Source organism: Rhodococcus sp. 05-2255-3B1, assembly GCF_002258545.1.
Taxonomy (GTDB): domain Bacteria; phylum Actinomycetota; class Actinomycetes; order Mycobacteriales; family Mycobacteriaceae; genus Rhodococcoides.
This window is the reverse complement of the sequence record NZ_NOZC01000018.1, coordinates 156864-177778: the sequence shown is the minus strand read 5'-3', so window position 1 is coordinate 177778 and position 20915 is coordinate 156864. Positions and strand designations below refer to the sequence as shown.

The following is a 20915-nucleotide window of genomic DNA, read 5'->3' as shown; positions in this document are numbered from 1 at the left end:
TACATGCGAGGTAATCGATTACATCATCTCGCCCGACGATCACCCGAGGAGTTCCCTACGTGAGTACGTCCCTGTCGGACCAGCACCCAGAGCAGTCGCTGGGAGTCTTTCCGACCAAGCCGTCGGCCCTGGCCGCGATGTTCACCTCGGCACCAGCACTCATCGGTGCCATCCACCTGCCCGCCCTCCCCGGCAGCCCGCACTACAAGGGCCGGCCCGTCTCGGAGATCTCCGAGTTCGCCCTGGCCGAGGCGCACGCATACATCGACAATGGTTTCGACGGAGTCATCGTCGAGAACCATTGGGACATACCCTTTCTCAAGCCGGGTGAACACGGATACGAAACCGCGGCCAGCATGGGCGTCGTCACCGCCGCCGTCGTCGGCGACTTCGGCGACCGCGTCGGCGTGAGCATCCTGTCCAATGCCGGCGAATGCGGCGTGGCCGCAGCGTGGGCAGCGGGCGCGAGCTTCGTCCGCGTCAACCAATGGGCCAACGCGTACATAGCCAACGAAGGATTCATCGAAGGCCAGGCCGCCAAGACCACCCGCTTCCGCCACCGCATCGGTGCCGACCCGGTCAAGATCTTCGCGGACGTGCACGTCAAGCACGGCGCGCATGCCATCGTCGCAGACCGCACGATCGCCGAACAGACCGAGGACGCCGAGTTCTTCGACGCCGACGTCCTCATCGCCACCGGCTCCCGCACCGGAGACGCCGCCTCCGTGGACGAGGTCTCGGTGATCAAGAACAACACGATGCTTCCTGTGATCATCGGCTCCGGAATCACCGCGGCCAACGTGGGCGAGCTGATGAAGGAATGCGACGGGGCCATCATCGCGTCGTCGGTGAAGGAGAACGCCCGCTGGTGGGGACGCGTCGCAGGCGAGAAGGTTCGCGCCGTCGCCCGCGCAGCTGGGAAATAGCCGATGATCGTCTTCTTCGGCTACGCCAACAACGATGTGACGGTGCATGTTCCGCATGTCCCGGTGCTGGGAGAGAGGGTGCAGGCAACGGCGATCGCCACGATCGACGGCGGCATGAACGCCAACGCCGCGGTCTCCGCAGCCCGTATGGGTGCCCGCGTGGCCTTCGCCGGCGCAGTGGGCCCCGACGCCAGGTCCACCGAGTTTCTCGCCGGACTCGAGCACGACGGAGTAGACACCAGCTGGGCCCCGCGTGACGCTTTCCTCTCCACCGCAGTCGTTCTCATCGCCGAGGGCGGTGATCGATCGATCATCAGCCAGGACGACGCCAACGACGCACAACGGCTGGCAGCAGTCCTCGAGGCCCTCTCCTACGACGGCGGCCGACTGTTCGTCGACGGCTACCGAGCAGAGATGCTCCCCGCCGAACTGCCCGACAACGTCAGCCTCGCCATCGATCTCGACGGCTGCGACGATCTCGACGCCGCACTCCATGCGTTCGCCCTCGCCGATCACGTCATCGTCGGACGCAGCCTGTGGCAGAACAGCTTCGGCATAGATGCCGAACGGTGGTCGACGATGACCGCCGAGCACGACACTCACCTCGTCGTCACCGACGGCGAGCACGGGTGGACCCTGGTGACACCCTCGGGTGAGACGATCACCGAACCCGCAGTACAGGTCGACGTCGTCGACGCCGTCGGAGCCGGAGACTGCTTCTGCGGCACCTACATCGCCTTCGTCGACGCAGGCGAACCCCCGGCTCATGCAGCACGCCTCGCCGGGGCGTCCGCTGCTCTCGCATGCGCCACGGCCGGACCACGCGGCTGCCCCAGCATCACCGAACTCAACGAATTCACTGCCACCCTGGCCACTGTCGATCTTCAGGAGACCCGATGATCAAACGCGCACTCCCCCTCGTCCTCGGCACAGCACTTGCCCTCGGTCTCACCGCATGCGACTCCGCCGCCCCCAGCGACACCACGGGCGGCACTGACGCCTCCGCGTCGTCCATTCCGGATCCGTCCCGCGTCGCCGACACCTGCGACGGCAAGAACGGCACCCTCAAGGTCGGCCTGGTGACCATCAATCTGCAAGCTCTGTTCTTCAACCAGATCAACAACGCCGCCCAGAAGGTCGCCGACGAAGCCGGTGTCGACCTCCAGATCATCAGCGGCAACGACGATTCGGTCACCCAGGCCAACGCATTCGACAACCTCATCGCTTCCGGCGTGGACGCCATCATCGTCGACGCCATCGACACCGACGGCATCAAGCCATCCGTGTCCAAGGCCGCCGCAGCAGGTATCCCGGTGGTGGCCGTCGACGCCACCGTCGACGACCCGGGCATCTCGACCCAGGTGGGAACAGCGAACGCCGAGGGCGGCGCTCAGATCGGTAACACACTCGCCGAGCTGGCGAACGACACCGGCACCGTCGGTATCGTCGGCGCACTCAACAGCACGATCCAGCTCGAACGTCAGAAGGGCTTCACCGACACGGTCTCCGCCGCTGGCATGACCGTCGGCACGGTCGTCGACGGTCGCAACATTCAGGAGAACGCGCAGACCGCCGCAGAGAACCTGCTCACCGGCAACCCGGACATGGAATACGTCTACGCCACCGGCGAACCCGCACTCATCGGGTTGGTCGCGGCAGTGAACAGCCAGAGTGCACAGGACCGGATCAAGGCCGTCGGATGGGACCTGTCGGATCAGGCTGTCTCCGCCCTCCAGGCGGGCTGGCTCGAGGGCGTCGTGCAACAGAACACCTTCGAATTCGGCTACGAGGCAATGAACGCCGCGATCGATCTCGGTTGCGGCCGCACCGCACCCGCGGACATCCCGGTCCCGACGCAGATCGTCACCCCCGCCAACGTGGGCGACTACATGTACTACCTGGAGAAGTAGCCTTATGGCACACCATGATCCGACAACACCGTTGATCGAACTATCGGGAATCACCAAATCGTACGGCCCGGTGAAATCGTTGCAGGGAGTCGACCTCCGGCTCTCACGCGGCGAAGTACTCGGAGTCGTCGGAGACAACGGCGCCGGCAAGTCGACGCTCATGAAAATCCTTGCCGGCGCCGTTCAACACGACGGTGGTGAGATGCGAGTCAACGGGGAACCGGTGCGCTTCTCGACACCGCTCGATGCGCAGCAGCAGAAGATCGGCATCGTCTATCAGGATCTGGCGCTGTGCGACACCCTCGATGTCGCGAGCAACCTGTTCCTCGGCCGTGAACCCCGCAAGGGACCGTTTCTGGACCGGCACGGCATGCACGAACGCGCCGCGAAGATCCTCGCGGACCTGCACGTCAAAGTGAAGTCGACGTACCAGGAGATCGGCCAACTCTCGGGCGGGCAGCGGCAGACCGTCGCCATCGCCAGGGCCGTCTCGTTCCGGCCCGACGTGTTGATCCTCGACGAGCCAACGGCCGCACTGGCCGTCGCCGAGGTGGAATCGGTCCTGAAACTCATCACGGACGTTGCGGCCCAGGGCGTCGGCGTCATCCTCGTGACGCACCGCCTGCAGGATCTGTTCCGAGTCTGCGACCGCATCACCGTCATGTACGAGGGACAGAGCGTCGACGACGTTCCGATCGGCGAGCTGAACATCGAATCGCTCGTCGGACTGATCACTCGCACTCCGGTTCCCCAGCGCTCACCGTCCTCGCCGGAAGGCCGCCCATGATCACTCTCGACAAGAACGCACAGCCCAGCGTCGCGAAACTCGCTGCGCGACCGACATTGTGGCAACAGACCAACAAGCCGACACTGGCCATGCTGGCCGTCACCGTCGCGGTGGCCCTCGTCTTCTCGGTGACCACGTCGTCGTTCCTGACGTTCACCAACATCTCCAACCTCGCCACGCAGATCGCACCGGTCCTGATCATCGCCGTCGCGATGACGTTCGTGATCACCACCGGCCAGATCGACCTCTCCGTCGGAGCGACGGTCGCATTCGTCGCCGCGATGAGCGCCGAGCTCATCCAGGCAGGCGTCGACTCCTCGGTCGTGTTCGTCGCGGCTCCACTGATGGGTGCGGCGTGGGGACTGGTCAACGGCTGGCTCGCTGCCTACCAGGGCATTCCACCGTTCATCGTCACACTCGCCACGCTCTCGATCATCCGCGGCATCGCGCTGTACCGCACCGAGGGCTTCTCGGTTCCCATCACCCCAGGCACCGCGTTCGCCAAGCTCGGCACTGCGTCGTGGCTCGGGTTCTCGGCGAGCGCCTGGATCGCCCTCGCCGTGGTCGTCATCGGCGCGGTTGCGCTGGGTCGCACCCGCTTCGGCCGCTACGTCACCGGAATCGGGTCCAACGTCGAATCCGTCCGACGCTCCGGCGTCAACACCCGTCGCGTGTTGATGATGACGCTGGTGTTCACCGGTCTCGCCGCCGGCATTGCCGGCCTGCTCATCGCCGCACGACTGGGATCGGGTTCCGCCAACTCCGCCAACGGTTTCGAGCTGACCGTCATCACCGCGGTGGTGCTCGGCGGAACCAACCTGTTCGGTGGACGAGGAACCGTGGTCGGTACCGTGATCGGTGCGGTCCTCACCGGCATCATCGCCAACGGCCTGACGCTGCTGGGCGTGAGCCCCTTCCTCACGCCCATCATCACCGGAATCGTTCTGCTCGTCGCCATCTGGATCAACATGCGTGGGCACTCGTTGGCGTCACTGTTCAAGCACCTGCAGAGCGCACCGGGCAAACAGTGATCGTCCGGACGGTGACCGGTCCGGTCGACTCGAGCGAGCTGGGGTTGGTGTTACCGCACGAGCACCTGCACAACGACGCCTCGGTGGCGTACTCGGAATCGCCCGATCCCGCTGTGGCGCAGGTTCTCTCCGGACCGATCTCGGCCTCGGACGCCTGGCTGTTGCACGACAATCCGTATCACAGCGCCGACAATTGCCGGATCGACGACGCGGCGGCCGTGTTGGCGGACCTGAAAACCTTTGCCGACCACGGCGGGACGACCGTCGTCGATCTGACACCACCGGGCATCGGTCGTCGACCCGAGATCCTGGAACGGTACTCCCGAGACTCGGGGGTCCGGGTCGTCATGGGCTCGGGCTGGTACCTCGAGGCCACGCACCCGGCCGAGGTCGCCTCGCTGAGCGTCGACCAACTCGCGTCGGGACTCGTTGCCGAGTTCTCCTCGAACGACGGGCCTCGCCCCGGGGTCATCGGGGAGGTCGGAGTCTCGCCGTCGTTCACCGCCGCCGAGAAGAAGGCGTTACGCGCCGCATGCGTCGCGCAACGAGAAGTCGCTGTACCACTGTTCGTTCACCTTCCGGGGTGGCAGCGGCGTGGGCACGAAGTGCTCGACATCGTCGTCGAGGAGATGGGTGTCGACCCGAGTGCTGTGGTGCTCTGCCACATGGACCCGTCGGGCAACGATCCCGACTACCAATGCGCTCTGGGTGATCGCGGGGTGTATCTGGAATTCGACATGATCGGCATGCCCTTCGAGTTCCCGGGTGAGGGTCAGTCTCCATCGCCCGCCGACACCGCCTTCGCGGTCGCCGGTCTCATCGGCGGCGGATACCGACGGCAATTGCTCCTCAGTCACGACCTGTTTCTCAAGTCGATGCTCCGCACATTCGGTGGCAACGGTTTGGCCTACGTACCAGTCTCTTTCGCAGCACGACTCGTGCGCAGCGGAATCGATCCCCAGCACGTGTCCTCGCTCATGCGAGACAACCCGAGGTCGCTCTTCGAGAGCGCCGGAAAAGGATAGAGAACCACCATGGGTAAGAAAGTTCTGATCGCCGGTGAAAGCTGGATGACCACCTCGACGCACGTCAAGGGCGTCGACGAATTCACCGTGCACTCCTACGTGGAAGGTGTCGGACCACTCAAGGACGCCCTGGCTTCCCGCGGACACGACGTGGTGCACATGCCGGCGCATCTGGTGCCGACACAATTTCCCGGTAACGCCGAGGCTCTGTCCGCCTACGACGTCATCGTCCTCTCGGACATCGGCGCCAACTCGATTCAGCTCGCACCCAGCGTCTTCGATCGTTTTCAGGCAGGCGAGGACCGCCTGGTCGAGCTCCGGAACTGGGTGCACGACGGCGGTGCGCTGCTGATGATCGGCGGATACCTTTCGTTCTCCGGGTTCCAGGCCCGCGCTGCGTTCCGGCAGACAGCACTCGCAGACGCTCTGCCGGTGACGATGCTCGCCGAAGACGATCGCGTGGAGACCCCAGGTGGCATGGTCCCCGTGGTCGTCGACGACAAGCACCCCACCGTGAGCGCCAGTGGGATCGAGTGGCCTGCACTCCTGGGCTACAACCGAGTGATCGCCAAGGACGGAGTTGCCGTCCCCGCCACCATCAACGGAGATCCGCTCGTCGCTGCGGGCACCTACGGCAAGGGCCGCTCGGCGGTCTTCACCTCGGACTGCTCACCGCACTGGGCACCGCCGGAGTTCTGCGAGCAGTGGCTCGGCTACACCGATCTGTTCGACGGCCTGATCACCTGGTTGTCCGCGGAATGAGTCGCTCCGCCGAACTGATTGCGCGGCAACAACGCAACCTCGTTGCAGCGCAGCGCGTCCCCTTCATCGTCGAATCGATCGACGGCACACTACGCGACGACCACTTCCGGCGTTACCTGGTGATCGAGGAGGCGTTCGTACTCACCGCGGTGCGCATCCTGGGACTCGTCGTCGCAGAGTCCGAGTCCTTGGACGACGCAACCGATCATGTGGTGTCACTGTCGAATCTCGTCGGTGAGCAGCGGGAGTACTTCGCCGGGCTACGTGAGCAGTTTCCGTACGACGGCGATACCGACGAGTTGATCGAGAGATCGTCCGTACTGTCCGACTACGCACTGGGACTTGCCCGTCGAGACGGCAGGGCCGCAGCACTCGTGGCGATGTTCGCCGCAGAGACCCTGTACCTGTCCTGGTGCCGCGCAGCACTCCATACGTCAGCCGATCGCGAACCGGCGCTGCAGGAGTGGATAGAAATGCATACCCGACCTGCTTTCATGGCGCAGGTCGACGCGTTGGCCCGAGAGGTCGACGCCATGAACGCTGTGGACGATGCAAGGCTGGACGAGTGGTTCGCAGGAATGTTGGCCGCCGAGAACGAATTCCACAACACGGCGATGGACTAGTGCCTGCGGCAGCGGTGTGACAAGGCCTGCGGGTCGTTCCGCAGGCTCCACTCCCATGTGCCGCCTGGGGCACTCGACCGCACCACTGCCGCAGGCATTTACAGGCGTTCGACGATGGTGGCGTTCGACAGGCCGCCCGCCTCGCACATCACCTGCAGCCCGAAGCGTTGCTCACGTTCGGCGAGGGCGTGGACCATGGTCGTCATGATGCGCGCACCGCTGCCGCCGAGGGGGTGACCGATGGCGATGGCTCCGCCGTTGACGTTCACCTTGCTCGGATCGGCCCCGGTCTCCTTGGCCCATGCGAGCACCACGGAGGCGAATGCCTCGTTGACCTCGAACAGGTCGATGTCGCTCATCGTCAACCCCGCCTTGGCGAGCACCTTCTGCGTGGCCGGGATGACGGCGGTGAGCATCATCAGCGGATCGTCACCGACCACGGCGAAGCTGTGCAGCCTGGCCATCGGCGTGAGGCCGAGCTCCTTCGCCTTCTCGCTGGTGGTGATCATGACCGCGGCGCTACCGTCGTTGATCTGGCTTGCGTTGCCCGCGGTGATGTTCCATTGGATTTCGGGGAACCGCTGCGCCATGGCGTCGCTGTAGTACGCCGGACGCAGCCCTGCCAGGGCCTCCAGCGTCGACCCGGTGCGGATCCCCTCGTCACGGTCGAGCCCGCGGATGGCGCTGATCTCCCTCTTGAAGCGTCCCTCTTCGGTTGCCGCCGCGGCCTTCGCGTGACTGGACAATGCGAATTCGTCCATTTCGGTCCGGCTGATACCCCACCTGGCCGCGATCAGTTCGGCACTGATGCCCTGCGGCACCAGACCGTCCGGATACCTCTCGGCGAAACCGACACCTGCCGGGTCCTCGGTACCGATCATGTTCGAGCCCATCGGGATTCGACTCATGGACTCCGACCCGGCCGCAATCGCCAGATCGTAGGCACCGGAGATGACGCCCTGAGCGGCGAAGTGAATCGCCTGCTGGCTGCTTCCGCACTGACGGTCCACCGTGGTCGCAGGCACGGATTCGGGATAGCCCGCCGCCAATGCAGCACGTCGAGTCATGTTCGACGCCTGATCCCCCACTGCGGTGACGACACCACCGATGACGTCGTCGATCTGGTTCGGGTCGATTCCACTGCGCTGCACAACTTCCCGAAGACTGTGGGCCATCAGGTCCACTGGATGTTCGGGATGCAGAGTGCCGTTTGCCTTGCCCCGTCCGACCGGGGTTCTGACTGCCTCGACGATGACTGCGTCTCTCATGACGGCTCCTTGTCCGATCGACCCGTTCCTATCGGATCGCTGACACCACGGTACGAGCTGGCTATAGTTTTGTAAAGTCAGTAGTATCGTGACATGCCCCTCCACATGGACGGCCCACTGTCCGACCTCGACTCCTGGACGGCCGGCGACCGCTGCTCCATTGCGCGCGCCTTGTCCGTGGTCGGAACCCGATCCGCCATGCTGATCCTGCGCGAGGCCTTCTACGGCACGACGCGATTCGACGACTTCAGCCGACGCGTCGGCATCACCGACGCCAGCAGCGCCGCCCGACTCAAAGAATTCGTCGACGCGGGCATCTTCGTCAAACAGCCCTACCGCCCCGACAAAGGACGAACACGCTACGAGTACATCCTGACGAAAATGGGGGAAGACCTGCTGCCCGTCGTACTCGGGCTGATGCAATGGGGCGACGAGTACCTACAGGATGATGACGGGCCCCTCGATGTGGTTGATGGACAAGGAAACCCAGTGCACGTCCGGATCACCGACAACAACGGTGCGGAAGTGCCGGTGGACGAACTGAGAGTGCGCATCGCCTAGCCTCCGGTGTTCGACTCGAAGAGACGCACACACAGCGGGCACGACGCGTAACCTGCTGCACGTGGGCAACGATCTACAGCGCGGCACCGGAGGCCGACCCGACAGGGCCTGGACCGCACTGGTTTTCGGTCTCACCCTGGCCGCCGCCCTGTCATCGCTGTGGCACTTCGCCGCGCCCCTCGCGCCCTTCGACCCGGCGGCTGTATCCGGCGAGACCGGAAGCGTATCGATCATTGGTTACGCGCAACTGTTCACCGAACAGGGGCCACCATGGTTTCCGTCGTCGCTCGTCATCGGCGCACTGACACTGTGCGTGGTCGCTGCGGCAGCACGGATTCGAGGATCTCGGCAGTCGCTGTTCTGGTGCCCCTTGCCGACGTCGGTGTTTCTCGGAGCTTCCTTGTGGGCCTCCGCCGCCGTCGGACCGCCGCAGGTCTCGGCCATTGCCTTGGTTCACCCCGACTCGATGGCCGCGCAGATGTCGGAGTCGCCGCTGTTCCGAGAATCGAGTCTCGTGTTCCTGATCGAATGCTTGGCAGTGTCGATCGTGATCGGCGCAGTTTTCGCGGGTGTTCAACACAGGGCCGACCGACGCTGAGGCCGAGTACGTTCAGGCCGTGACCGCCTGGCGTTGTGCGATGCCCCGCGATGCGGTCAACTGTTTCTGCAGGATCGATGGTGCTGCAGCGCATGCGGCAATCGGGCGCGCGCTGCACGACACCACGCCGTCAAGAAGGGCAGATCATGAACATTTCGGTACATCAAGTGGTCCTCGACTGCACCGACGCCCGTGAGTCCGCCGAGTTCTACCGGCAACTGCTGGGTTTCGAGTACATCCCCGGTGACGCCGAGACGATCGATCCGGATTGGCTCGCGATCACCGCGCCGGACGGTTCGTGGCGAATCGCGTTTCAACAGATCGACTCACTACCTGCCGCAACATGGCCGGACGGCGAGCACCCTCAGATGTTGCACCTGGACTTTCGCGTCGACACCGTCGAGCAACTCGACGAAGAGCACACGCGCGCACTCGAATTGGGTGCGCAACTATTGCGGGACCTGCGGGACGACCCGGAAGAGCCGATCCGAATCTATGCCGACCCGGCCGGCCATCCGTTCTGCATCTTCGTCGGGACGTGAAACGGCGCGCCCCGCACATCAGCTCCCCACATTCGGATACCCGACGCCGATCGGAGTCACATATCCACAACCGAGGAGCCGATCCGCGGACTACGGACGCCAACCGAGCATCCGAGTGGTGTGGTCGAGTGCCGCCCGGGGCACACAACCACACCACTGCCGCAGGCACTCAGCCCAATTGCACTGTGACCGTGGCGCGGTGACCGAAGATTCGCTTGCCCTCGAACGTGGCACCCAGTGAGATGACCGCAGTACGCGTCGCCTCGTCCTTGGACTTGATCTTGCCGGTGAAGACGATCTCGGCGGCCTTGTGGGTGTCCACCGGGATGGGGGTGGTGAAGCGGACGGTGTAGTCCTTCACAGCGCCCGGGTCGCCGAGCCACTCGGTGATGTACCCGCCGCCTACGCCCATCGTAAGCATCCCGTGGGCCAGCACGTTCTCGAGATCGATCAGCTTGGCGAACTGCTCGCTCCAGTGAATCGGGTTCGCGTCGCCGGCAACACCTGCGTAGTTGACCAGGTCACCGCGGGTCAGGCGCACCGTGCGGGGCGGCAGTTCGTCTCCGACGTTCACCTCGTCGAACTTCTGTGTGGGCCGACCCCGGTACTCCTCGACGACCAGAGGTTCGTGTTCCTGCGGAGTGGACAGTGTGCCGCTCTCGCCGGAATCGGCACCGCTGACGTCCGTCGTCGCGCCGAACATCACCAAGTTCTTCGCAGACTCGGCGATGGCCGGATCGATCTCGCCGGACCGACCGACGAGCAGCGTGGTGTACGTGGTCTGCACCAGTTCGTTCTTCTGGTTGGACACGACGTTCTTGGTGACCATCATGTCGCGTCCCATGACCGTCTTGAACGAGTCGAGCGAGACATCGCACGTCAGTTGATCGCCGGCGAGGATCGGCTTCTGGAACACCAGCACCTGATCGGTCTGGAGGATCTGGCTCAGGTCGTAGCCCTCGGCGATGGACTGGAGAAGCTTCTTCTGCGCAAGGGTGCCGACCAGCGACATGAACGTCAGAGGCGCGACGAGGGCACTGTGACCCAGCGCGGCCGCGGCATCTCCGTCCCAGTGGGCGGGGTGGAAATCCTGGACGGCGCGGGCGTACTCACGGACCTTCTCGCGGCCCACCTCGTAGTAGTCCTCGGTGCGGTAGTGATAACCGACCATGCTCCGAGCATGTTCCGCCGGATCGAATGCTTCACCGTCGGTTGCTGCCGTACCGGACTCCGCTACCTGCTCTGCCACTGTTGTCCCACCGTCTCGTACCCCACTGTTCACCATTACCCGAGCAACCTACCGAACAACGGCGTTCGTTGGCCAGGCCGGCGGGTTCAAGCCGAGCGGTGTCGCGGTGAGTCGTGGTAGCCCACCATGCCTACCATCGAGGCATGTTGCGACGGCGCGACGTTGGCGATCGTGGCACCCCGCGGGCGGTGTCGACGCGACGCGACCGCGTCGACGGCCATCAGAGCCGCACCGTGCGCGGTGAGAGACTCCGGATTGGCGGGTGCGACGACCGGCAGCATCAGATCACGACGGAACAGGCGCCGCAGCGTCGGAATGTTGGCGCAGCCACCGACCATCACCAGGGCGTGAACGGCACAGGGCGCGTCGACGATCACACTGGCCACCCAGTCCTCCAACGACCGAATGCTGCGTTCGAGAACATCATCGAAAGTGTTGCGCCACAACCTGACCGGACCACCGACGAAGGGTCCGGCAACTTCGGCCACCCGCAGTCGAGAAAGCTGCTCACGCGCCGTTCGGACCGATACCGTCAATTCTGCCCGTGCCCGATCGGACGCCAACTCGTCCGCTCCGTACGTCGAGAGCAGGTAGCGGGAGAGTTGCTCGTTGCAGCTGTTGCCTCCGAACAACGTGGTGCGCACCGAACTGAAGACCGTACCGGTGGCCGGGTCTGCCACGGACACCGTGGTGCCCGAAGCCCCGATGTCGCAGACCGCGACCGTACGAGCGCCCTCGAGCTGGCCCGTTCCCTGCAGATACCGCAGCTGAGCTCCGAGTTCGGAGGCGACCAGCAGTCGATCGGCCTCGTACGTGGAGTAGGCGGACGTACGCGCGCGAGCACCGGGATCGTCGGGTACCGCCAACACGATGTCCGTTCGGTCGACCATCTGATCGCGCGACATGGAGTCCAGCAAGTCGATGGCGACCTGAAGGTGATCGTCAGGATCGAACGAGTGAACGATGTGGGCCGACCGCACCGACTCGTCGATCGCATCGACTGCGACCCCTCGGGCAGTGGCAGAACCCACCGAAACACCAAGGACTGTTCTCATGATTCCTCGACTCGACTGGCTACTCCGACCTGCCGATAGTAGACCGCCGAACCGTCGTCTGGACAGCAATCTCGGTATCTGAATGAACTTTCGGTTTGTTTTGGGACATATAACAAGCAGCGAAACTTGAGCCGGCCGATCTCAGGCGACGTGATCGAAAGGATCTCGACGGTACGCCAGCAGCGGACCCCACTCCTCCTGCGCCGAGGTCATCGCCGCACAGGCGACGCCGTTGGCCGAGTCCATTCCGCGCGCGGCCGCGACGATGGACCGAGCCGACTGCACGAGGGAGACATCGAATCGGAAGCTGTGCGCCGCCAATTCGGCGAACGCGTCCTCCGGACTACAGCCGCGCAGCGCGATGAGAACACCCACCGCCCTGTCGATAGTGGTGCGAGTCAACGGTTCTGCTGCGGGATTCTCGGTCATCGAATACTCACCGTCTGCTGGTCGATGACTCGATGGTAGCCACGCATGAGCAGAAGTTCAGGTGTCGGAGTCGAATTCACATACCCGTCACGAGAAGGACTTGTCCAAGTATCAAAAATGCACGCTCACAAGGGAATCAACGAATCGATCTCACTCGACCGGACTCGCCGCCGGTTCTTCGTCGACGGTCGTGGGTTCGGTGGTGACCGGAACCTCCGTGGTGGTCTCGATCGGGCTCGTGGTCGTCGGAGGATCGGGGTCGGGTTCCGGCTCGACGGTCGTCGTTTCTTCTCCACCCGAATCACCACCGCCACCCGAGTTGCCGCCGCCCGACGCCCCGCCGTCCGCATCGCCCTCCGTGTCGCCACGACCTTCGCTGCTGCCGCCGCCGGAGACCACGCCGGGTCTGCCGCCACCCGATCCGGCCCGGGAGTCCCCACCCCCCGACGAGCTCATCGACGTGGGGACCGGACTCGCGGGGAGCGCTTCACTCCAGGTACCGACCGGCACCGGCCCGTACACAGGTGCCTCGAACACCCCGGCCTCGATGGACGGAACAATCGACGGCGCAGGCGGGGGGACCGCCGAACCCGCGACCACCGCCACCGACGACGACGCGACCCCGCTGCCCCCGGCCGACGGCATCTCGGTGCGATCCGCGCTGTCGACCACGGAATTCTGGGTCGGACCGGCCGCCGACAGCGCCCACACCGTGGCTCCGCTCAGCGCGGCGAGAACCGCGACGCCCAAACCGATCATCGTCAGTCGCGCACCGCGTGGAGTACCGGCCGCATCGCTGCCGGAACCGTTCCAGACCTCGTCGACCGACTCCGCAGGGACGTCGACCGGCCCGCCTGCCCATGCAGTGAGGGCGTCGACGGTGCCGATCAGTGCTGCTGCAACTCCCAGCGGAACCTCGGCGTTCAACCGCGGATCTCCGGCGTCGACCACCACGACATCGCGAACCTCATGGGCGGCGAGCGCTGCACGGACGATCCCGCAGAGCGCGATGCTGTCGCACACCACTCCGGAACCGCTGATCCGCAGATCGTTCTGGGCCGCTTGCACCCTCATGATTCCGAGCATCGTGGTGACGGCGTCACCCACGCCGCCGGGAACCGCCGCAACGGACACGGTGCGCGTGGAGATGGCTCCCAACTCGGGTAGATCGGCCTCGACCAGCACGGCCGACACTTCCTCGGCACCGACGTGTATCCCGAGCGCAATGGCCATGGTCGTCGACTCCCCCCGACTTCGATTCGGGCTCAGAGTACCCTTCGAGCCCGAAATCGGGGAAACAAATTGTTTTGCTCGATCAGAACTCCAACCTGCTCGCCTCGTCGCGGGCCGTCTCGGCGGCCCGGCGCTCCCGCTCGAAGAGCAGGCCGAAGGTGAATCCGTTCTCCCCCGCCGTCGTGCCTGCTCGCGCGCCGAGGGTACGCAGAATGTCCGCCGCGATCACCGCGTCCTGATGCTCTCCCAGCACCTCCTGAATCGTCTTGAAGTGCTTGATGTTCGCTTTCGAGACCTTCTTGTCCACCACCGGTGCAACCAACTCGGCCGCATACCGTGCTCGTTTCGATGCCTTTCGTGCCCGATGCAGCGCCTCGTCGTCGGTACCGCGCACGGCACTCTTCGTCCGATCGATCGCTTTCTTTCCTGCCTTGCGTGCCAGCTTGACCAACACGCGGTCGGTGACCTCGCCGTCGATCGGTAGCCCGCGCGACCACTCCGCCAGCGTCGTGAGCAGCGCGCGGTAGCGCTCTCCGTCGAGTTCGGTCATCGCCGCCTCGCGGTACCGAATCTGCTCGGCGAGCAGGTCGTTCTCGATGCGCGACGCGACCGGCCCGAGCACCAGTTCGGGCGGTAGTTCGCGCAACGCGGCGGCGAACCGGGCACGTTGCACCTGACGATCGCGCACTTCACCGAGAATGCTTGCATACCAGGACAGTTCGGCCTCGAGCTGGGCGGCGGGCTCGTCCTCGAACAGGCTACCGAACACACGAAGGGTACTGCGGTATCGCCGAATCGCCACCCGCGTGGAATGAATCGGATCCAGCCCTCGACGCAGATACACATCGCCTGCGACGATCGCCTGCGCCTGCGCGTCGAGATAGTCCGCCAACAGCACCACCCCGGGTTCGGCGGGTACCTGACGCACCACCGACAGCGCCCGATCCAGCTTCGACGGATGCGCCGACGGCCGGGCACCGGCAGCCCGCAGCACCTTGCCCGCCTTCTTCAGAAACGACTCCGACCCTGCGGGTCCGAGTTCCACCTCGACCTCCCGCCACCGCGGACCGGTCGCGCCGCCGATCAGGACGACGGAGACCTCGTCGTCGGCCACTTCCGCGACCACAGCCCCGTCGGCGTCGGACACGGTGTGAATCGTGCGATGCGTCGTCAGAGTCGCGACCGCAGACAACTCCGCGCCCATCACCGCACCGCGCAGCACGTCGTTCAGCTCGTCCGGCACCGCACCGTGCGCTCCGTTGCCGAGAGGGAGCCGAATCTCGGTCCGCGCCTTCTCCGCCGGGACCTTCGCATGCCAGCCGTTGTCGGAATCACCGGTACGACGCCGAACCGTGATTCCGCGTCGCAACAGGTCGTGGCCGGTCGTGTCGAAGTACTCACTGCTCAGGTCGGTCTCGCTCGACGCCAGAGCGCCGCCGGAGGGCACCAGTGAAGCGAGAGTGGGCAATCGGAAATCTGCGTCGACGTCGAACTTGTCTTCGCGCTCGGTCTGAATCGACTCCATACCTGTCATCCTGCCTCGAGTACCGGGGCCGATGGAGTCCGAAACTGCAGACCGGTCAGCGTCGCGGAAAGTCGAAGTCCGGCAGCGGAAAATCGAACGTCCGAGTGGACCGTGTGGTGGTCGGCGGACGCGTCGTCGTCGTGGCCCGGGTCGTCGTGGCGGGGCTCGTCGTGGTCGGACGAGTCGTGGTGGCAGGCGGGACAGCCGTCGGTACAATGGTCGACCGATCGGGGGTGAGCGTGTCGGGTGCCGTCGTCTGCTGAATGTCGGACGGGGCAGTGGTCGTGGCCACGGTGCGCCGCGCTGCGGTGGTGCTCGCCGCGTCGGAAGTGGTCGGCGCTGGGGCCGAGGGCGACGTTGCCGACGGGTCGACCGGAGGCGAGGTCTGCGCCGTCGTGATCGCGGGCGGCAACGACGACCCGGTGGGGTCGGCGGGTGATCCGTCTGCGGCAGGCACCACGAACTGCGACCGAGCGGTCGGTGAGGCGTCCTGCGAACTGTTCACCGACGGAGACGGCTCGTCGCCGCTGGTGCGTGCGGCCGCAGTGACCACGGTGCCGGCTGCACACACCGCCACGATCGCCGCGAGTGCGCCCCCGAGATGCCGAGACTTGTTGACCCTGGTCATCCGCTTGGAGGAGGTGTCGCTGTGCCGTGGGCGCTTGGAGACCACCGGGGCGACCGCACCCACCTCCACGTCTGCGGAGTCCCGATCCACGGCAGCGAACCGATCGGTAAGCACCTCGGGCGGTGCCGGGGTGGGCCGCCGACCCACCGTCCGAGCGATCCCGGCAGCGCCGTGCGCCGCCAGCAGTTCCGGCTGCTCGGGCACGTAGACCGGCATCGACACCGCGTCGAACAGGACCTGCCGAATTATCTGCATGTTGGCACCACCACCGACAGCGACGATGGCGTCGACGTGGATGCCCTGTGCACCGACCTCGTCGAGCACGTCCACGGCCATCGAGACGGCTCGGCGCACCGCGTCGCCGATGAGCTCGTCGAGATTGCCACGCCACAGCGATGCACGTCCGCCGACGAACGGTCCGATGATCGACACGCTGCGAAGCAGTGCCAGTTCGTGTTTCCCGGCGCGGACGTCGTGAACGAGCCGCCGCCGAGCCTCGACCGTCAGCGCCTCGGCCGCACCGAACGTCGCGATGAGGTGATCGCACAGCACCCGATCGCAGTCGTCACCACCGAGGGCGTCCGTACGACGCGACGCGAGGACATCACCGCTGTCGACATCCACCACGGATACCGAGGTACCGGATGCACCGACGTCGAACAGAGCGACGCAGCGCTCACCGGCGAGCACCCGCGTCTCCCGCAGCGCACCCAACTGGGCACCGAGTTCGGAGACGAGCACAACGCCATCGGAGAAGTCCTGGTCGTAGGCCGTCTTGGGGTCGCTTTCGCGCAGTGCGAGCACCGGATGGAAATCCGCGGACGCATACTCGCTCGCCAGATTGTGAACCGACGTGATGACGGCATCCCACGGATCGGGAGCGAGGCCGTTGGGTGCCGGCCGGGATGCGACGGGCTCGTGTACTTCCAGGACAGCACCGGAGCGAGCGTTGTCGCTGATCACGCTGCGCAGACCACTCGACCCCAACGAAGCGCCGAGTACGGACACATCGGGAACCGCGGACACTAGAAACCTCGCTCTGGTAGGCCCCAACCCACGTCGAGTTACCAGAGTACCGCTACAACCGGACATTCACCACGTTTCGCGGTGAGAAACAGACCTCGGGATCGTTTACTCGACGCTGGAGCGAACGAAGTTCAGGTAGGCCTTCGACGGTGTCGGCCCACGCTGGCCCTGATACTTCGACCCCACCGCGGCGCTGCCGTACGGATTCTCGGACGGCGAAGACAGCCGGAAGAGACACAGCTGCCCGATCTTCATGCCCGGCCACAACGTGATCGGCAGGTTTGCGACGTTGGACAACTCCAGCGTGATGTGGCCACTGAAGCCCGGATCGATGAAGCCTGCGGTCGAGTGCGTGAGCAGACCCAGCCGCCCGAGCGAACTCTTCCCCTCGAGCCGACCGGCCAAGTAGTCCGGCAGCGTCGTCAATTCCAGCGTGGAGCCGAGAACGAACTCCCCCGGATGAAGAACGAACGGCTCACCTGCGGCAGGTTCGACCAGCGTCGTCAATTCGTCCTGCTGTAGCGACGGGTCGATGTGGGTATAGCGGGTGTTGTTGAACACCCGGAAAAGCTTGTCGAGCCGCACATCGACACTCGACGGCTGAACCATCGACGGGTCGAACGGTTCGATCGCGAGGTTTCCCAAGGTCACTTCGGCACGGATGTCACGGTCGGAGAGCAGCACCTCTGCAGGCTACTGGTCCCGGGCGGTCCCTCGCGACACACCCGAACCCCGATCACGTTACGTAGCTCCACAAAGGAAAAGCCGGACAATCGAGCGGCACGACCATTCACATTCGGGCAACTCCTATCAGGAAGAGTGAAATGACAATTCCGTTCGACGTCCCCTCGTACTGGGACGACAGATCACAATGCCTCGTTCTGGCCACCACTCCCGCCGAGAATCCGACCTTGTGGGAACAATTCCTGGACGGCGCAGAGGAAAGCTATATGCGACACGGTGTGACCACCGCACTCGAAATGTCGACCATTCGCGACGGCAGCACCACCTCACTGTTCTTCGCCGCACTCGACCGAACCGGGCAAATAGTCGGTGGAGTACGAGTGCAAGGACCGTATTCCTCGGTCGATCAATCTCACGCACTGATCGAATTCTCCGAGTACCCCGACGGGCTCCGGCGCGTGCACACCATGCTCGACGAACGCATCGGCCACGGAGTCGTCGAACTCAAATCTGCGTGGGTCGCTCAGGGCGCACCCCACGGCCGGGCCGTCACCGCGATGATCGCGGAATCACCCGCCTACAGCACCGCGCTTCTCGGCGCGCGCTACGCGTTGGCCACCGCGGCATCCCACGTGCGCGCCGCATGGCTCGACACCGGAGCGGTCATCGCCACCCAGATCGCACCGATCCCCTACCCCGACGAGCGCTATCGAACCGAGGTGTTCTGGTGGGACAGAACCACACTCGCATTCAACGCCGATCTGGCCACCTGGCGCCGGATGCGGCAGAACACCGTCACCCTGCTCGCGCACCGCCGCGCAGCCGCCGAACTCCCGGAAGCAGTCGCATCATGAACGATCAACACCTACCCGGCCACCACTGGAAGCCTGTGATATTCGACGAGACGGACGCCACACAGCGCGCCGCTCTCGACGAACTCAGACGCGATCCGACCCTCACATTTCTGGACGAGAGGAAGACGCAGAGAAAAGGCCTCCTCTCACTTCTTCCCAGCCCTGAGCAGAGCCTTCTCGACGAAAACGACAGGTGGGTCTTCTTTCCATGGCGGAAAACCGTCGTCGCGGTACTCGGACCGAACTCGTTCCGACACCTGAGGCTCGACAGAAACCGAAACAAGATAACTCTCGCGGAACAGAATTCTTTAGGAGATCTCACGATAGGAATCATCGGGCTCAGCGTCGGACATGCCATTGCCCACACCCTCGCACTCGAAGGAATCTGCGGGACGCTTCGCCTCGCCGATTTCGACGAGATCGAACTTTCTAACCTCAATAGAATTCCCGCGTCCATCCTCGATCTCGGCGTCAACAAAGCGGTCGTCGCTGCCCGACGCATTGCCGAAATCGACCCGTACCTACGCGTCGAAATCGCCGAGGACGGAATCACCGAGAACACCATCGACGAGTTCTTCGACGGACTGGACCTCCTCGTCGAGGAATGCGACTCCCTCGATGTCAAAGTCCGGGCCCGCGAGGCGGCCCGGTCGCGACGCATCCCGGTACTGATGGAGACCTCCGACCGAGGGCTTCTCGACGTCGAACGCTTCGACCTCGCGCCCGAACGCCCGGTGTTCCACGGCGTGCTCGGCGAGATCGACTCTGCGAGTCTGCGAGGGCTCGGCACGCGCGACAAGATCCCGATCGTTCTCGATCAGCTCGACGCCTCGCTGCTCTCGGCGCGCATGGCCGCTTCGATGGTGGAAGTGAGCGAAACCATCGAGACCTGGCCGCAACTGGGGGGCGACGTTCAACTCGGCGGTGCCACCATCGCCGCAGCCGTTCGACGCCTCGGCACCGGAGCGCACCTGCCGTCCGGACGAATCCGCATCGACCTCGACACCCATCTCGATGCGCTCGTGCCCCCGAACCCGACGCGTCGGGTGCAGGAGACCTCGGTCGATACCGCCGTCGACGCCCGACGGGCCTGCGTCGATCCCGACGCGCTCGTTCTCGAGGCTGCCCGTCGAGCGCCGTCCGGTGGAAACAGTCAGCCGTGGACCTTCACCCGCGACGGACGCACCGTGCGGATCGAAGTCGATCGTTCACGAACCTCGACGCTCGACATCGCCTTCCGCGGCAGTTGCGTCGCCGTCGGTGCAGCCGCCTTCAACGCCCGAGTGGTGGCCACCGCGCAGGGCAGGCTCGACCGCACCGACTACGGCGAGAACGGAGTCGAGATCACGCTGGGCGCGGGCGACCCACAACCCATCACCGATCGACGCCTGCTCGACGGCGTTCTCGAGCGGTGCACCAACCGGGAGTTGGGTACCGGCGCGCCGTTGGACGCGGACATCGCCGCCGACATCGCCGCTGCAGCGGCCGCAGAAGGTGGACGGGCAGTGCTGCTGACGACACCCGAATCCATTGCCGCGGCCGCGGATGTCCTCGCCGCCGCGGATCGCATTCGGTACCTCACACCGCACCTGCATCGAGACATGTTCTCCGAGTTGCGTTGGCCGGGTGATCTCGATCCCGATCGGGGCATCGAGGTATCGACTCTGGGGATCGACGACGCAGACCTGTCCAAGCTGGAGATCGTCAAGCGGCCGGACGTCATGGAGCTCGTGCAAGTCTGGGACGCCGGCGCGGCACTGGGGACCGATATGCGGGATCGAGTGCTGTCGAGTTCGGCACTTGCCGTGGTGGTCGTACCCGGATCGACCGCGGAACATTACATCAGAGGAGGATGTGCAACAGAGAACGTATGGGTAACTGCGCATTTGCGTGGATTGGCGGTGCAACCGGTTTCCCCTGCGTTCCTCTACGCCCGAAGCGCGGAGGAGTATCGGCAACTGTCGACGCACCACGCAGAAGCATTGCAGCAGTTGAGTTTTCGGTTCCGCGCACTGCTTGAAATGGAAAGCACCGAATCCGTTGCACTGGTGTTGCGGCTCAGTTGCGCCCCGAAAACAGCCATACATAGTCGCAGACTTCCTGTTTCAGCGTCTGTATCGGGGTAGAGTTCCGGCGAAGACCAGGGGGAACAGTCCTGCACTGAGTCTACGAGAGGCGGGAGTAGGGCCCTGGAGCACA

General features: G+C 64.8%; 22 protein-coding genes. 14 read left to right on the top strand and 8 right to left on the bottom strand.

Annotated elements, in window-relative coordinates; all coding sequences use genetic code 11:
- The first annotated feature begins 59 nt into the window (after positions 1-59).
- The 8 genes from CH249_RS11260 to CH249_RS11225 are packed head-to-tail and all read left to right on the top strand — an operon-like array spanning position 60 to position 7064.
- Positions 60-926: a BtpA/SgcQ family protein gene (locus tag CH249_RS11260; protein WP_230596918.1), complete on the top strand. Its 867-nt coding sequence runs from the start codon at positions 60-62 to the stop codon at positions 924-926.
- A gap of 3 nt (positions 927-929) precedes the next feature.
- Positions 930-1826, top strand: a complete 897-nt coding sequence (locus CH249_RS11255) for a carbohydrate kinase family protein (protein ID WP_094683426.1) — start codon at positions 930-932, stop codon at positions 1824-1826.
- Entirely contained in the window at positions 1823-2836 is a 1014-nt protein-coding gene (locus tag CH249_RS11250) for a substrate-binding domain-containing protein (RefSeq protein ID WP_094646027.1), read from the top strand. The genes CH249_RS11255 and CH249_RS11250 overlap by 4 nt, the downstream gene beginning before the upstream one ends.
- A 4-nt stretch (positions 2837-2840) precedes the next feature.
- Positions 2841-3623: an ATP-binding cassette domain-containing protein gene (locus CH249_RS11245; RefSeq protein ID WP_094630512.1), complete on the top strand. Its 783-nt coding sequence runs from the start codon at positions 2841-2843 to the stop codon at positions 3621-3623.
- Entirely contained in the window at positions 3620-4654 is a 1035-nt protein-coding gene (locus CH249_RS11240; protein WP_045197205.1) for an ABC transporter permease, read from the top strand. Before CH249_RS11245 ends, CH249_RS11240 begins: the two co-directional genes overlap by 4 nt.
- Before the next feature lie 11 nt (positions 4655-4665).
- Positions 4666-5679 carry a phosphotriesterase gene (locus CH249_RS11235; RefSeq protein WP_256981065.1) on the top strand — a complete coding sequence of 338 codons (1014 nt, stop codon included), beginning with the start codon at positions 4666-4668 and terminating at the stop codon, positions 5677-5679.
- Between the two features lie 9 nt (positions 5680-5688).
- A complete protein-coding gene (locus CH249_RS11230) occupies positions 5689-6441 on the top strand; it encodes a glutamine amidotransferase (protein ID WP_094630515.1) in 753 nt (250 codons plus the stop codon).
- Positions 6438-7064: a TenA family protein gene (locus CH249_RS11225; protein WP_094646030.1), complete on the top strand. Its 627-nt coding sequence runs from the start codon at positions 6438-6440 to the stop codon at positions 7062-7064. The genes CH249_RS11230 and CH249_RS11225 overlap by 4 nt, the downstream gene beginning before the upstream one ends.
- Before the next feature lie 98 nt (positions 7065-7162).
- Here CH249_RS11225 and CH249_RS11220 read toward each other — a convergent pair whose 3' ends face one another.
- Complete coding sequence (locus tag CH249_RS11220; protein ID WP_094646031.1) at positions 7163-8332, bottom strand: thiolase family protein; 1170 nt, start codon at positions 8330-8332, stop codon at positions 7163-7165.
- Between the two features lie 93 nt (positions 8333-8425).
- On the opposite strand from CH249_RS11220, the gene CH249_RS11215 reads away from it, so the two are divergent.
- The 4 genes from CH249_RS11215 (at position 8426) to CH249_RS11200 (ending at position 10033) form a co-directional block, all read left to right on the top strand.
- The gene (locus CH249_RS11215; protein WP_094646032.1) at positions 8426-8893 is read left to right on the top strand and encodes a helix-turn-helix domain-containing protein; all 468 of its coding nucleotides are present in this window, start codon (positions 8426-8428) and stop codon (positions 8891-8893) included.
- A gap of 61 nt (positions 8894-8954) precedes the next feature.
- The gene (locus CH249_RS11210) at positions 8955-9491 is read left to right on the top strand and encodes a hypothetical protein (protein ID WP_094683425.1); all 537 of its coding nucleotides are present in this window, start codon (positions 8955-8957) and stop codon (positions 9489-9491) included.
- 33 nt (positions 9492-9524) lie between these two features.
- Complete coding sequence (locus CH249_RS28730; protein ID WP_217901388.1) at positions 9525-9641, top strand: CGNR zinc finger domain-containing protein; 117 nt, start codon at positions 9525-9527, stop codon at positions 9639-9641.
- On the top strand, positions 9638-10033 hold the full coding sequence (locus tag CH249_RS11200) for a VOC family protein (RefSeq protein WP_045200503.1): 396 nt from the start codon (positions 9638-9640) through the stop codon (positions 10031-10033). The genes CH249_RS28730 and CH249_RS11200 overlap by 4 nt, the downstream gene beginning before the upstream one ends.
- 169 nt (positions 10034-10202) lie before the next feature.
- Here the strand turns inward: CH249_RS11200 and CH249_RS11195 are convergent, their stop codons facing one another.
- From CH249_RS11195 to dcd, 7 genes are all read right to left on the bottom strand, one after another.
- Positions 10203-11318, bottom strand: coding sequence for a fused (3R)-hydroxyacyl-ACP dehydratase subunits HadA/HadB (locus tag CH249_RS11195; RefSeq protein ID WP_032396614.1), 1116 nt, complete (start codon positions 11316-11318; stop codon positions 10203-10205).
- A gap of 50 nt (positions 11319-11368) precedes the next feature.
- Positions 11369-12337: an Hsp70 family protein gene (locus tag CH249_RS11190; RefSeq protein ID WP_256988267.1), complete on the bottom strand. Its 969-nt coding sequence runs from the start codon at positions 12335-12337 to the stop codon at positions 11369-11371.
- A gap of 141 nt (positions 12338-12478) precedes the next feature.
- On the bottom strand, positions 12479-12766 hold the full coding sequence (locus CH249_RS11185) for an ANTAR domain-containing protein (protein ID WP_032396616.1): 288 nt from the start codon (positions 12764-12766) through the stop codon (positions 12479-12481).
- A gap of 150 nt (positions 12767-12916) precedes the next feature.
- A complete protein-coding gene (locus tag CH249_RS11180) occupies positions 12917-13999 on the bottom strand; it encodes a hypothetical protein (RefSeq protein WP_094646034.1) in 1083 nt (360 codons plus the stop codon).
- Positions 14000-14081: 82 nt separating this feature from the next.
- On the bottom strand, positions 14082-15524 hold the full coding sequence (locus CH249_RS11175; protein WP_045197225.1) for a CYTH and CHAD domain-containing protein: 1443 nt from the start codon (positions 15522-15524) through the stop codon (positions 14082-14084).
- A 55-nt stretch (positions 15525-15579) separates the two neighbouring features.
- Positions 15580-17115: an Hsp70 family protein gene (locus tag CH249_RS11170; RefSeq protein WP_179273288.1), complete on the bottom strand. Its 1536-nt coding sequence runs from the start codon at positions 17113-17115 to the stop codon at positions 15580-15582.
- Positions 17116-17283: 168 nt separating this feature from the next.
- A complete protein-coding gene (gene dcd, locus CH249_RS11165; protein ID WP_032396620.1) occupies positions 17284-17862 on the bottom strand; it encodes a dCTP deaminase in 579 nt (192 codons plus the stop codon).
- A 140-nt stretch (positions 17863-18002) separates the two neighbouring features.
- Between dcd and CH249_RS11160 the strand changes: the two genes are divergently transcribed.
- Both CH249_RS11160 and CH249_RS11155 read left to right on the top strand, forming a co-directional pair.
- Positions 18003-18716, top strand: a complete 714-nt coding sequence (locus CH249_RS11160; protein WP_094683423.1) for a hypothetical protein — start codon at positions 18003-18005, stop codon at positions 18714-18716.
- Entirely contained in the window at positions 18713-20842 is a 2130-nt protein-coding gene (locus CH249_RS11155) for an Rv1355c family protein (RefSeq protein ID WP_094683422.1), read from the top strand. The genes CH249_RS11160 and CH249_RS11155 overlap by 4 nt, the downstream gene beginning before the upstream one ends.
- Positions 20843-20915 lie beyond the last annotated feature (73 nt).